A 13,085-nucleotide genomic window follows, 5' to 3' on the forward strand; every position below is an offset into this window, starting at 1 on the left:
CTTTTTCATACATTTTTTCATTATTGGAGATGCAATAACCAGGGTATTTCCACTTTTTGTGTGAATAACATACGGCCGAGTGTATTTATTGCTATAGTCTCGCTTATGACGATTTCAGTAGCAATAGCAGGCGCCACCGGATACGCGGGAAGCGAGCTCCTTCGCTTGTTGCTATCTCACCCGGCCTATCTTTGTGGGCGCCTGCGCATTGGCGCGCTCACAGCACATTCCACCGCCGGGAAGACGGTAGGTGAGCTCATGCCGCACCTGCCTCAGTTGGCGGGTCGCGTTATTGAAGAGACGACCGTTGAAAAGCTCCGTGGGCACGACATTGTTTTCCTGGGTCTACCGCACGGGCACTCTGCTGACATCGCCCAACAACTAGGCCAGCAGATCACCGTGATTGATTGTGCAGCCGATTTTCGCCTTCGTAGCAAGTCCGACTGGGATGCCTTCTACGGCGGCGACTATGCCGGAAGCTGGCCCTATGGAATTCCGGAGGTGCCCGGCAACAGGGAAGCGCTGCGCCGTACTAACCGGGTGGCAGTTCCAGGATGTTTCCCCACGGCGGTCACCCTTGGGGTTCTGCCGGCCGTGGCGCACGAGCTCGTTGAGCCGAACCTTTCGGTCATTGCTATTACCGGAGTCTCTGGTGCCGGGAAGAAACCTTCTGTAGCGCAGCTTGGCGCGGAGACCATGGGAAACCTAAAAGCATATAAGCCTGGTGGGACGCACCGGCACACCCCAGAGATCCTGCAAAACCTGCAGCCTTTTGCCAAGGAGGAGCTCTCCGTTAGCTTTACACCTGTTCTCGCGCCCTTGCCCCGTGGGATTTTGGCTACGACTACGGCGGGGCTTAAAGGGGGCGTCGGCAAGCGTGACGTGGAGACAGCATTCCGCGACCTTTATGCCCAAGAGCCCTTTTGCTACGTCCTTCCCACCGGGCAGCAACCCGAAACCCAGAACGTCGTGGGCACCAACATGGTCCATATCCAAGCTCACGTGGACGAACGCGCCCGACGGCTCGTTGTCACATCAGCGCTAGACAACCTGTGCAAGGGAACGGCTGGCGCCGCGTTGCAATGCATGAACCTGGCACTTGACTGGGATGAAACCTCGGGCCTGCCGCAAGCGGCCGTAGCCCCATAACACTAGGAGAATACAATGAGTACAGCTGGGATCACCGGCCCCGCCGGCTTTAGCGCCGGCGCAACTACAGCGGGGATTAAGCCCTCCGGCACGCCCGATATGGCTTTGGTGGTCAATAACGGACCTCGCTTCGACGCGGCGGCAGTCTTTACCCGTAACCGCGTGGTGGCCTCGCCGGTGAAACTCTCCCACAAGGCGATCAGCGATGGTCAATTGGCTGCGGTCATCTTCAATTCTGGAAACGCCAATGCGTGCAATGGTGCGCAGGGCGACAAGGACGCCGCTGCGCTGGTAGCCGAGGTTGCTCACTCCCTGCGCCTTCCCGAGGGAGACATTGCCGCCTGTTCGACGGGACTTATCGGTGAGCCCATGCCAATGCACAAGGTGTTAGCTGGTGCGGCCGACGTAGTGAAGGGCCTTGGCACGAGTGCAGAACACGCACATGCGGCAGCCGCGGCCATTATGACCACCGATACCGTAACCAAGGAAGCCACCTATGCCGCGGACGGCTGGTCGGTAGGGGCCATGGGCAAGGGAGTAGGCATGATGGCTCCTTCTCTCGCAACAATGTTGGTATGCCTTACTACCGACGCCGCCGCGAGTGCTCCCGCACTCCACAGCGCCCTAGACAAGGCCGCGGCCAAGACTTTTAACACCCTCGACGTAGATGGGTCTACCTCGACCAATGACACGGTAATCCTCATGGCCTCTGGGGCATCGGGGATTGCACCCAGCCAAGAAGAACTTGACGCGGCGGTGCTTGCGGTGTGCGCGGACATTGCGGACCAATTGCAAGCAGATGCGGAAGGCGTGACTAAGCGCGTCAAAATCACGGTAGAGGGCACGGCCACGGATGATCAGGCCCTCGATGCCGCGCGCACCTTGGGCCGCGACAACCTTTTTAAGTGCGCCATGTTTGGTTCCGATCCTAATTGGGGACGTGTCCTCGCCGCTGTGGGAATGGCAGATGCAGAAATGGATCCGGACAACATCTCCGTCTATTTCAATGACCAGCCGGTCTGTCTAGCATCAACGGGCACGCCGGGGGCACGCGAGGTGGACCTGAGCGGCGCCGATATTGATGTTCGCGTGGATCTGGGCACGGGAGGCGCGGGGTCGGCATTCGTGCGCACGACGGATCTCTCCCATGCCTACGTGGAAATCAATTCGGCGTATAGCTCCTAGGGAGAGATGAGAATGATTAGCGGACTTAGGGACCACGAGCGGGCCACTGTCTTGGCAGATGCACTGCCGTGGCTCCAGCACTATCGGGACACCATAGTGGTGGTGAAATATGGCGGAAATGCCATGGTGGATGAGGAGCTCAAGGCGGCCTTTGCGGCGGATATGGTCTTTTTGCGCACCGTCGGTGTCCATCCCGTGGTGGTCCACGGTGGCGGGCCACAGATCAACTCTATGCTGCAGAAGCTCGGCATTGAAGGGGAGTTTCGAGGCGGCTTCCGCGTGACCTCGCCGGAAGTCATGGACGTCGTGCGCATGGTGCTGTTTGGGCAGGTGGGCCGCGGATTGGTCAACCTCATCAATTCCCATGGTCCTTATGCAGTGGGGACCTCAGGAGAAGATGCAGGACTATTTCGGGCTACGAAACGGCTGGTGGAGATCGATGGACAACCTACCGATATTGGCATGGTCGGCGACATCGTAGAGGTCAACCCTGCAGCCGTCATGGATATTATCCAGGCCGGACGCATCCCTGTGGTCTCGACCATTGCACCGGGAGAGGATGGCGCTATTTATAACATCAACGCCGATAGTGCGGCTGGCGCCTTGGCCAGCGCGATTGGGGCTGAGCGATTAATCATCCTTACCAACGTAGAAGGGCTATATACGGACTGGCCGAACCGTGAGTCCTTGGTATCAAAGATTGAATGTGGCCGGCTATCCCATCTATTGCCGCACTTGGACTCCGGCATGATTCCCAAAATGGAGTCCTGCCTTAAGGCGGTAAAAGCTGGGGTATCGGCCGCCCACGTTATTGATGGCCGGATTGGTCACTCGGTGCTTTTAGAACTATTTACCCCTGGCGGCGTCGGAACCATGGTGCTGCCAGATGACTATGACAAACACGACTATCCCGAAGGGACCATCTTCAGGAAGGACGATGCAGCATGAACAAGCCACCGAGCTTGACCACACGGTGGTCGGAGACGATTGTAGATACCTACGGCACGCCACCGATAGGCCTCGTCTCCGGCCAAGGAGCAACGCTTACAGATGAGGAGGGGAAGAGCTATATCGACCTTCTCGCTGGGATTGCTGTCAATTCTTTGGGCTATGGCAATGAGCAGGTGGCGCAGGCGGTTTCACACCAGGCCCGCACCTTGGTGCATACCTCGAACCTCTTTGCCACGCAGCCGGTGCTCGACGCCGGGGAGAAGTTGATTAGGCGGGTAGGGGATAGCGGTGCCCGCGTCTTCTTCTGCAACTCTGGCGCCGAAGCGAACGAGGCCGCATTTAAGCTTGCCCGCTTGACTGGCAGGCGCCGAATCCTCGCGGCAGAACACGGCTTCCATGGCCGCACCATGGGTGCGCTTGCCCTGACCGGCCAGCCCGATAAGCAGCGCGCCTTCCACCCACTACCGGGCGGAGTGGAGTTTTACCCGTTCGGGGATGCGGATTACCTGCGCCACTTGGTCGAGCAAGATCCCACCGATACTGCGGCTATCATCCTTGAGCCCATTCAGGGAGAGACCGGCGTCATTCCGGCCCCTGCGGGATTCATGCAGAAGGTAAGCGAGCTGTGCGATGAATACGGCATTTTGCTCATGGTGGATGAAGTGCAGACGGGCGTGGGCCGTACGGGTACTTTTTTCGCCCACGAGGTAGAAGGCGTTCAACCGGATGTCATCACCATGGCAAAGGGTTTGGGCGCCGGAGTACCCATCGGTGCGACCATTGCCCGAGGTCGCGCCAAGGATTTGTTTAAACCTGGCTCCCATGGCACCACCTTTGGCGGAAACCCCGTCGCCTGCGCTGCGGCGAACGTAGTCCTTGACACCGTGGATGCGGAATTTCTTGCGGAAGTTACCCGTAAGGGTGACTATCTGCGGCAAGAGATTGAAAAATTGCCGCTTGTAGAACGCGTACGGGGCCGAGGTCTTATGCTCGGCATTGTTTTAGCAAAACCTGTGGCTAAGCAGGTGGTGCGCGACGGGCTCGCACAGGGGATCATCCTCAACGCACCCAGTGAGAACGTACTCCGCCTCACCCCACCCATGGTTATTTCCCACGATGAACTAGACACAGCACTGACAACACTTCGGACGATAATGGAGGAACTGGCATGAGCCTGCGACACTTTCTGGCTGACGACGATCTCAGCCCACAAGAACAAGCAACCGTTTTGGATCTAGCTGAAAAGCTCAAGAAGGATCCCTTTGCGGAACGCCCACTAGAAGGGCCTAAGACCGTGGCGGTGCTCTTTGATAAAACGTCTACGCGGACCCGCTTTTCCTTTGAAACCGCAGTAGCGAATATGGGCGGCAAGGGCATTACCGTCGATACCTCTACGACTCAGATGGGCAAAGGGGAGTCCTACCAAGACACGGCCGCGGTGCTTTCGCGGTACGTGGAGGCAATCGTGTGGCGCACCTTTGACCATGACAATCTCCTCCAGATGGCGGAGACTGCTACCGTTCCTCTGGTCAATGCGCTTTCCGACGACCTGCATCCCTGCCAGATTTTGGCTGACCTGCTGACCTGTCGCGAGAATCTGGGTGACCTCAAAGGCAAAAAGGCCGTCTACCTGGGCGATGGCGATAATAATATGGCTAACTCCTACATGATTGGTCTCGCCACGGCTGGCATGGACGTCTCTATTATCGCGCCCGAAGGATTCCAGCCGCGCCAGGAATTCGTCGATCGCGCGCGCAAGCGGGGCAACATCACCATTACTGATGACGTCGATGAAGTTGAAGGCGCAGACGTAGTCATCACAGATACTTGGATCTCTATGGGGCAGGAAAACGATGGCCGCGATAGGCGTACGCCGTTTCTGCCATATCAGGTTGATTCGACCATAATGAGCAAGGCGCATAAGGATGCAATATTCTTACATTGTTTGCCGGCGTACCGTGGAAATGAGGTCACGGCTGAGGTAATTGATGGACCACAGTCGCGCGTCTTTGATGAAGCGGAAAACCGCCTGCATGCGCAGAAAGCGCTTCTTGTCTGGTTGCTCGAAATAAATAAGGAGACCAACTAAGTAATGAACACCCCGACCACCCGCAATGCTCGGCAGGCCAAGATCTTGGAGATTTTAGATCGCAATCGCGTCACCAGCCAGGTGCAACTATCCGAGCTTCTTCTCGCAGACGGCATCGACATCACGCAAGCCACTTTGTCCCGTGACTTGGATGAGTTGGGAGCGAAGAAGGTAAAGCGCGATGGTGGCCGTTCCTACTACGTGGTCGGCGGTGAGCTGGAGCAATTTGAAGACCAGGTGGGCGGTCCCCGCGAAAAGCTGCGCCGTATGCTCGATGAGCTCGTGGTTTCCCATGATTCTTCCGGCAATATAGCCATGCTGCGCACCCCAGCCGGTGCGGCCCAGTACCTTGCCAGCTTTATTGACAGGGTGGGGCTGCACGATGTCATTGGTTGCATCGCCGGCGATGACACCATCTTCGTCTTGGCGCGCGAGGGCGTCACGGGCGCAGATTTGGCAGTGATACTTACCACGCGGAATATTTAGACGGCGGTGGTGGCAATCCAGACCACCATCGTATATTATGTACTTAGATGAATTGTTTCCAATAGAACAAGGAGATTAACCATGTCCGCACGCGTAGTCTTGGCTTACTCTGGTGGCCTTGATACTTCCGTTGCCATCCCATACCTGGCAAAAATGACCGGTGGTGACGTTGTCGCCGTTTCCCTGGACTTGGGCCAGGGCGGCGAAGATATGGAATCGGTTCGCCAGCGTGCACTTGACTGCGGTGCCGTAGAGTCCATCGTTATCGATGCCAAGGATGAGTTTGCGGAGGAATACTGCGTTCCCACCATCAAGGCAAACGGCATGTACATGAAGCAGTACCCGCTGGTATCGGCTATTTCTCGCCCCCTCATTACCAAGCACTTGGTGAAAGCGGCCCAGGAATTCGGCGGCACCCACGTCTCCCACGGCTGCACCGGCAAGGGTAATGACCAGGTACGCTTCGAGGTTTCCTTCCGTGCCCAGGATCCTTCCCTCGAAATCATCGCCCCTGCACGCGATTATGCCTGGACCCGCGATAAGGCCATCGCCTTCGCGGAAGAGATCAACCTGCCGATTGAGCAGTCCGCTTCCTCACCATTTTCCATCGATCAGAACCTGTGGGGCCGCGCGGTAGAGACCGGTTTCCTTGAGGATCTGTGGAACCCGCCAACAAAGGATCTCTACGCCTATACCGAGGACCCGAGCCTGGGTAATGCCCCGGATGAAATCATCATCTCCTTTGAGAAGGGCATCCCGGCGGCAGTCGATGGCCAGAAGATGTCCCCGCTGCAGATTATTGAAGAGGTCAACCGCCGCGCTGGTGCGCAGGGCATTGGCCGTCTGGATATGGTGGAGGACCGCTTGGTAGGCATTAAGTCCCGTGAGGTCTATGAGGCTCCAGGCGCCATGGTCCTCATCCAGGCCCACGAGGCGCTGGAGGATGTCACCGTGGAGCGCGAGTTGGCTCGCTACAAGCGCTTGACCGATGCCCGCTGGTCCGAGGAGGTCTATGACGGTCTCTGGCACTCGCCGCTGAAGCGTTCCCTGGATGCCTTCGTTGAGGAGTCCCAGGAAAACGTCACCGGTGATATCCGCCTGAGCATGCATGCCGGTACCGCCACAGTCACCGGCCGCCGCTCCGGCCAGTCGCTGTACTCCTTTGACCTGGCTACTTATGACACTGGCGATACCTTCGATCAGACCGCGGCTAAGGGCTTTGTGCAGCTGCACGGCCTGTCCACCCAGATCTCCAACCAGCGCGACCGCGACGGCGGTTTCCCTACCAGCGCGCAGAAGTAGGAGCACATGGAACCGCATAAGACTAATGAGGGTGCTCTATGGGGCGGCCGCTTCTCGGGTGGTCCATCTGAGGCGATGTTTGCCCTCTCTGTATCTACTCACTTTGACTGGGTGCTGGCACCATATGACGTACTAGCCTCCAAGGCACATGCCAAGGTGCTGCACAAAGCTGGCTTGCTTTCCGACGTCGACTTGGACACCATGCTCTCCGGCCTCACCGAGCTAGGGGAGAAGGTGGCCTCCGGTGAGTTCCGCCCAGCGCCCACGGACGAGGACGTCCACGGTGCGATGGAGCGCGGACTCATCGAGATTGTGGGTCCAGAGGTAGGCGGTCGCCTGCGTGCCGGCCGTTCCCGGAATGACCAGGTCGCGACGCTGTTTCGCATGTGGGTGCGCGATGCCATTCGCGATACCGCGGATCAGGTGAGCGACTTGGTGGATGCCTTGGCTGATCAGGCAGCAGCACATCCGGACGCCATTATGCCGGGCAAAACTCACTCGCAGGCGGCACAGCCAGTTCTTTTGGCGCATGAGCTTTTGGGCCATGCGCAGCCACTTCTGCGCGATATTGAGCGTCTGCAGGACCTAGATAAGCGCTTGGCTGTATCGCCCTACGGCTCAGGCGCTCTAGCCGGTTCCTCCTTGCAGCTAGATCCGGAAGCCATTGCGGAGGAACTCGGCTTTGATGCCGCCGCGGAGAACTCCTTGGATGGCACTGCGGCTCGTGACTTCGCCTCCGAGACGGCTTTCGTCTTGGCGCAGATTGCCGTCGATATGTCCCGACTTTCGGAAGAAATTATCTACTGGTGTACGCCGGAATACGGTTACGTCACCCTGGATGATGCATGGTCGACCGGCTCGTCCATCATGCCGCAAAAGAAGAATCCGGACGTTCCGGAGCTTACCCGCGGCAAGACTGGACGCCTTATCGGTAACCTCACTGGCTTGTTGTCTACGCTGAAGGCGCAGCCGCTGGCCTATAACCGTGACCTGCAGGAAGATAAGGAGCCCATCGTTGATTCGGTGGCGCAGCTTAATCTGCTTTTGCCGGCAATGACGGGGCTGGTGTCCACGCTGATTTTCCACGAGGACCGCATGCGCGAACTTGCCCCGCGCGGGTTCACGCTGGCTACCGACTTGGCCGAATGGATGGTTCGCCAAGGCGTTCCTTTCCGCGAGGCGCACGAAGCGTCCGGCGCCTGCGTGCGCATCGCTGAGAAGCGGGGAGTTGACCTGGTGGAGCTCACCGATGAGGAATTGGCGGACGTGGACAAGCGGCTGAAGCCTAGCGTCCGTGAAGTACTCACTATCGACGGGGCAGTGGCCTCCCGTGCCACCAAGGGCGGCACCGCTGGTGTCCGCGTGGCTGAGCAGCGCGAGACTGTCCGCGAACGTGCCGCGGCTGCTCGCACGTGGGCGCAGAAGCCGCTGCGCTAATTCTCGGTGCGCTTTAAAAACCGCATGGTCTTTGGCCATGCGGTTCTTTTTTGTATCGCTGCGGGGGTGGGAGATTGACCCCCATTCCCAACCCTTCAACTGCGTTGTTGAACACAATGGGGGTACCGGTGACATGGGTAACAGTGTGTTACGTTAGTATTCTTGCAGGGAATGTGACCTAACAGACTCGTTCACCGTAATGAAAGGACGATCTCTCCTATGACAGTAAATTCTCCGCCGTCCCCAGCGGGGCCACACGAGAATGAAAAGGCGGTCTACGCCTCGGAAGACCACGGCCTGCAAAAGGGAATGGGCAATCGCCAGTTACAGATGATTGCCATCGGTTCCGCAATCGGTACTGGCCTTCTCCTGGGCACCGGCAGCCGCCTGCAAGACGCGGGCCCCTTCCTCGCCGTGCTGTACCTCGTATGTGGCTTCTTTGGCTACATCATCTTGCGTTCACTTGGCGAGCTCATCGTCTATCGCCCCAGCTCCGGCTCCTTCGTGTCTTATGCTCGCGAGTTTTATGGCGAGAAGACCGCTTTCGTCACCGGCTGGTTGTACTGGGGAAACTGGGCCATGACTCTTGTGGCGGATGGCACAGCCGTCGCCATCTACATCAAGTGGTTTAGTCAGTACACGTCGTGGCTCGACTCCGTCCCGCAGTGGACACTTGCGCTCGTGGTCATCTGCGGCATCCTCCTGTTCAATATGCTCTCGGTGAAGATCTTCGGCGAGCTGGAGTACTGGTTCTCCTTGATCAAGATCGTCGCGCTGCTCATCTTCATGTTGGTGGCCATCGGCGTCCTCATCTTTGGCCACCCGAGTGGCGACCCGACCGGCTTTAGTCTCATTTCTGATACCGGCGGCTGGCTGCCTAATGGCTTGATGCCTGCCGTGATCGTCATCCAGGGCGTCGTCTTCGCCTATGCCGGCATTGAGCTTGTCGGCACCACCTCCGGCGAGACCAAGAACGTGGAAAAGCACATTCCACGCGCGGTCAACAACGTGCTGCTGCGCATCCTGATTTTCTACTTCGGTTCCGTGCTGCTGCTCACGCTCGTGCTGCCGTACACCAATTACGTCGCTGACGTATCGCCGTTTGTGACCTTCTTTGAGTCCCTCGGTGTAGGTGCGGCGGCCCCGATTTTCCAGCTTGTCGTTATCACCGCTGCGATTTCCTCGCTCAACGCCGGCCTGTATTCCACCGGCCGCATTATGTACAACATGTCCACTTCCGGCTCCGGTCCGAAGTTTGGCGCTCGCATGTCCAAGTCTGGCGTGCCCTACGGAGGCATCGTCATGGCGGCCATGGTGGGCTTGGTAGGCGTCTTCCTCAACTATGTGGTGCCGGAGATGGCGTTTGAAATCGTGCTCAACCTGGCAGCCTTGGGTACATTGGCGTCTTGGGCGGCAGTTGCGCTCTCGCACCTCAAATTTGTGCGCCTGGCTAAGAGTGGAAGCTACACCCGACCGGGATACCGCTCGCCGTTTGGAGAAGGCGGAGACTGGGCAGTGCTCATCTTCATTGGCCTAGTCATTATCTTGATGGCCTTTGATTATCCAATTGGTACTTTTGCACTTGCGTCGACCCTGCTCCTCGTTCCGGTCTTTATGGCAATGTGGTACGCATGGCGCGACCGCATTCGCGCCATCGCGGAAGAGAAGAAGGCCAAGCACCTGCCAACCTCCAGCTTCCCGGCCGCACCGCAAACAGACCTTCACCCAAAGAAATAGAAAGGAACTTTTATGAACCACGCAGTTAAGTTCGTAGATGTAGAGAATATGGCGCGCTGGATTCAGCGCGAAGGCGTAGAAAACATCATTACCGGAATGGTGGACTACCTCGAGGCCGACTACCGCGAGTGGGAGCGCTTCGACAAGATTCCGCGCGTTGCCTCCCACACCCCGTTCGGCGTTATCGAGCTCATGCCTACCTCCAATGGCAAGGAGTACTCCTTCAAGTACGTCAACGGTCACCCCTCCAACCCGGCTCGCGGTTTCCAGACCGTCACTGCCTTTGGCGTGCTTGCCGACGTCGACAATGGTTACCCCACCTTCGAAGCCGAGATGACGCTGCTTACTGCCCTGCGTACCGCCGCGACGTCCGCCATGGTGGCAAAGCACTTGGCACGCAAGGATTCCAAGCGCATGGCCATGGTCGGTGCCGGCTCCCAGTCCGAGTTCCAGGCACTTGGCTTCCGCGGCGTTATGGGAATTGAGGACATCACCATCTATGACATCGACCCTGAGGCGGTAGAAAAGTTCAAGCGCAACTTGGAGCCACTGGGCTTTAATATCACTGCTTGCTCCAGCGTCGACGAGGCGGTTTTGGGTGCAGACATCGTCACCACCTGTACCGCAGACAAGGCTCAAAACCAGATTCTGGCTGAGCGCCACGTCGCTCCAGGCGTCCACCTCAATGCCGTTGGCGGTGACTGCCCGGGCAAGACCGAGCTGGAGAGCTCCATCCTGGACAAGTCCAAGGTCTTCGTAGAGTTCCCAGAGCAGACCCGCATCGAAGGTGAAATCCAGCAGAAGCCGGAGGACTTCCCGGTTGTCGAGTTCTACCAGGTGCTCACTGGCCAGGCCACCGGCCGCGATGATGATGAGCAGATCACCCTCTTCGACGATGTCGGATTCGCCATCAACGACTTCTCCGCCCTGCGTTACTTGCGCGATTCCGTCAAGGGCACCGATTTGGAGTCCGAGATTGACATCATCGCCAACCCCGATGATCCCAAGGATCTCTTCTCCCTGGTTGCAAACGTTCCGTCCCTGCTCTAAGGCCAAAGTGGGGTAGGGGGATCCAACTTCTTCCTCTACCCGCTAAGATAAGACGCATGAGTCTTGACCCGAAGTTGCTAGAGGTCCTTGTCTGTCCGCAAGACAAGGGCCCTTTGACATATCTGGAAGATAAACAGGTTCTCGTCAACGAGCGGCTGGGCATTGCCTATCCCATTGAGGATGACATCCCAGTGATGCTTGTAGACCACGCCCAGAAATGGCCAGCTTAACCTCGACTCTCAGAAAGACCCCCATGAATATCATCGATGAACTGCAATGGCGTGGACTGATCAACCAGTCCACCGATCTTGAGGCCCTGCGCGAGGCATGCGAGAACCCCATCGCGCTGTACTGCGGCTTCGACCCCACGGGTGACTCCCTCCATGCAGGTCACCTAGTTCCGCTTATCATGCTGCGCCGCTTCCAAAAAGCGGGACACCACCCAATTGCACTGGCAGGTGGCGCAACTGGCTTTATTGGTGATCCGCGCGACGTCGGCGAGCGCTCCATGCTGAGTGAGGAAGACTTGGCCCATAACCTCGAAGCCATCAAGGGGCAGCTGCGTCGGTTCATCGATTTCGACGGCGATCAGGCTGCCACCATGGTCAACAACGCCGATTGGACCATGAATATGTCCGTTATCGACTTTTTGCGTGACGTAGGGAAGAACTTCTCCCTTAACACGATGCTGGATCGCGATACCGTCAAGCGGCGCCTCGAGGGTGACGGCATTTCCTACACGGAGTTTTCCTACATGCTCCTGCAGTCCAATGATTTCGTGCAGCTTCGCCGCGAGCGAGATTGTGTATTGCAGATCGGCGGCGGTGATCAGTGGGGCAACATCGTCTCTGGCGTAGACCTTAACCGTCGTATCGATGGCACCAAGGTACATGGGCTTACGGTGCCGCTGGTTACCGACGCCTCCGGACAGAAGTTCGGCAAGTCTACTGGCGGCGGAAAGCTATGGCTCGATCCGGAAAAGACTTCCGCATACTCTTGGTACCAGTACTTCCTCAATGCCGGTGACTCCGTAGTCATTGACTACCTGCGCTGGTTTACCTTCCTGACGCAGGAGGAAATTGCGGAGTACGAGCGCGCGGTGGAAGAAGAGCCTTATAAGCGCGCGGCTCAGCGTCGCCTGGCTCAAGAGATGACCGATCTGGTTCACGGCGAACAGGCAACCAAGGCTGTCGAGCTTGCTGCTCAAGCACTATTCGGTAAGGCGGAACTTTCCGAGCTTGATGAAAAGACCCTTGCCGGTGCGCTTTCGGAAACCACTGTTGCGGAAATTGCCGCCGGCGAACCGCGCACCATTGTTGACCTACTGGTGGCCAGCGGTTTGGCCGATTCCAAGGGTGCTGCTCGCCGCACCATCAAGGAGGGCGGCGCCTACGTCAATAACCAGCGCATCGAATCGGCAGAGTGGGAGCCGTCTACCGACGACCTCCTGCATGGCAGCTGGCTCGTTCTGCGCCGAGGCAAGAAGAACTTCGCTGGCGCTAAGTTGAGCTAAGCAGCAATAGATGACGCCCATTCCACTCGTTGGAAGGGCGTCATTTTTCATTTTTGCATTCTGTCCTGCGGGTTTGTGTTGTGTGGTTGTGGTGGACTACATTAATCCGAGTCGCCGCGAGGTAGCCGGGAGGTTACTTCTTTGCGAATTTTGTACGGGCTTGGTTCAAGGATTTGACAGGGTTCA

Annotated in this window: 12 protein-coding genes; all 12 read left to right on the plus strand. The window is 57.8% G+C overall.

Going from position 1 to position 13,085, the window contains the following annotated elements; translation table 11 throughout:
* Window positions 1–105: 105 nt before the first annotated feature.
* The 12 genes from argC (at window position 106) to tyrS (ending at window position 12,899) form a co-directional block, all read left to right on the plus strand.
* Window positions 106–1,149: an N-acetyl-gamma-glutamyl-phosphate reductase gene (argC, locus tag QP324_RS10060; RefSeq protein WP_284815953.1), complete on the plus strand. Its 1,044-nt coding sequence runs from the start codon at window positions 106–108 to the stop codon at window positions 1,147–1,149.
* Window positions 1,150–1,164: 15 nt separating this feature from the next.
* Window positions 1,165–2,334, plus strand: coding sequence for a bifunctional glutamate N-acetyltransferase/amino-acid acetyltransferase ArgJ (gene argJ / locus QP324_RS10065; protein ID WP_284815954.1), 1,170 nt, complete (start codon window positions 1,165–1,167; stop codon window positions 2,332–2,334).
* Between the two features lie 12 nt (window positions 2,335–2,346).
* Window positions 2,347–3,282: an acetylglutamate kinase gene (gene argB / locus QP324_RS10070; protein ID WP_239279292.1), complete on the plus strand. Its 936-nt coding sequence runs from the start codon at window positions 2,347–2,349 to the stop codon at window positions 3,280–3,282.
* Window positions 3,279–4,457: an acetylornithine transaminase gene (locus QP324_RS10075; RefSeq protein ID WP_239279293.1), complete on the plus strand. Its 1,179-nt coding sequence runs from the start codon at window positions 3,279–3,281 to the stop codon at window positions 4,455–4,457. The genes argB and QP324_RS10075 overlap by 4 nt, the downstream gene beginning before the upstream one ends.
* Window positions 4,454–5,374, plus strand: coding sequence for an ornithine carbamoyltransferase (gene argF, locus QP324_RS10080; RefSeq protein WP_239279294.1), 921 nt, complete (start codon window positions 4,454–4,456; stop codon window positions 5,372–5,374). The genes QP324_RS10075 and argF overlap by 4 nt, the downstream gene beginning before the upstream one ends.
* 3 nt (window positions 5,375–5,377) lie before the next feature.
* Complete coding sequence (locus tag QP324_RS10085) at window positions 5,378–5,860, plus strand: arginine repressor (RefSeq protein ID WP_239279295.1); 483 nt, start codon at window positions 5,378–5,380, stop codon at window positions 5,858–5,860.
* An 81-nt stretch (window positions 5,861–5,941) separates the two neighbouring features.
* A complete protein-coding gene (locus QP324_RS10090; RefSeq protein ID WP_239279296.1) occupies window positions 5,942–7,162 on the plus strand; it encodes an argininosuccinate synthase in 1,221 nt (406 codons plus the stop codon).
* Window positions 7,163–7,168: 6 nt separating this feature from the next.
* Window positions 7,169–8,599 carry an argininosuccinate lyase gene (argH, locus tag QP324_RS10095; RefSeq protein WP_239279297.1) on the plus strand — a complete coding sequence of 477 codons (1,431 nt, stop codon included), beginning with the start codon at window positions 7,169–7,171 and terminating at the stop codon, window positions 8,597–8,599.
* Window positions 8,600–8,818: 219 nt separating this feature from the next.
* Window positions 8,819–10,336, plus strand: coding sequence for an amino acid permease (locus QP324_RS10100; protein WP_239279298.1), 1,518 nt, complete (start codon window positions 8,819–8,821; stop codon window positions 10,334–10,336).
* Window positions 10,337–10,348: 12 nt separating this feature from the next.
* Complete coding sequence (locus QP324_RS10105) at window positions 10,349–11,386, plus strand: ornithine cyclodeaminase (RefSeq protein ID WP_239279299.1); 1,038 nt, start codon at window positions 10,349–10,351, stop codon at window positions 11,384–11,386.
* A gap of 56 nt (window positions 11,387–11,442) precedes the next feature.
* Window positions 11,443–11,616, plus strand: coding sequence for a Trm112 family protein (locus QP324_RS10110; RefSeq protein WP_005323252.1), 174 nt, complete (start codon window positions 11,443–11,445; stop codon window positions 11,614–11,616).
* A gap of 23 nt (window positions 11,617–11,639) precedes the next feature.
* Window positions 11,640–12,899, plus strand: coding sequence for a tyrosine--tRNA ligase (tyrS, locus tag QP324_RS10115; protein WP_239279300.1), 1,260 nt, complete (start codon window positions 11,640–11,642; stop codon window positions 12,897–12,899).
* Window positions 12,900–13,085 lie beyond the last annotated feature (186 nt).

This window comes from Corynebacterium sp. UMB0012, from assembly GCF_030216265.1.
GTDB lineage: Bacteria > Actinomycetota > Actinomycetes > Mycobacteriales > Mycobacteriaceae > Corynebacterium.

Excerpts from the sequence above, each read along its gene's own strand:
- argC (WP_284815953.1), top strand. The coding sequence starts at position 106 with ATGACGATTTCAGTAGCAATAGCAGGCGCCACCGGATACGCGGGAAGC.
- argJ (WP_284815954.1), top strand. The coding sequence starts at position 1,165 with ATGAGTACAGCTGGGATCACCGGCCCCGCCGGCTTTAGCGCCGGCGCA.
- argB (WP_239279292.1), top strand. The coding sequence starts at position 2,347 with ATGATTAGCGGACTTAGGGACCACGAGCGGGCCACTGTCTTGGCAGAT.
- QP324_RS10075 (WP_239279293.1), top strand. The coding sequence starts at position 3,279 with ATGAACAAGCCACCGAGCTTGACCACACGGTGGTCGGAGACGATTGTA.
- argF (WP_239279294.1), top strand. The coding sequence starts at position 4,454 with ATGAGCCTGCGACACTTTCTGGCTGACGACGATCTCAGCCCACAAGAA.
- QP324_RS10085 (WP_239279295.1), top strand. The coding sequence starts at position 5,378 with ATGAACACCCCGACCACCCGCAATGCTCGGCAGGCCAAGATCTTGGAG.
- QP324_RS10090 (WP_239279296.1), top strand. The coding sequence starts at position 5,942 with ATGTCCGCACGCGTAGTCTTGGCTTACTCTGGTGGCCTTGATACTTCC.
- argH (WP_239279297.1), top strand. The coding sequence starts at position 7,169 with ATGGAACCGCATAAGACTAATGAGGGTGCTCTATGGGGCGGCCGCTTC.
- QP324_RS10100 (WP_239279298.1), top strand. The coding sequence starts at position 8,819 with ATGACAGTAAATTCTCCGCCGTCCCCAGCGGGGCCACACGAGAATGAA.
- QP324_RS10105 (WP_239279299.1), top strand. The coding sequence starts at position 10,349 with ATGAACCACGCAGTTAAGTTCGTAGATGTAGAGAATATGGCGCGCTGG.
- QP324_RS10110 (WP_005323252.1), top strand. The coding sequence starts at position 11,443 with ATGAGTCTTGACCCGAAGTTGCTAGAGGTCCTTGTCTGTCCGCAAGAC.
- tyrS (WP_239279300.1), top strand. The coding sequence starts at position 11,640 with ATGAATATCATCGATGAACTGCAATGGCGTGGACTGATCAACCAGTCC.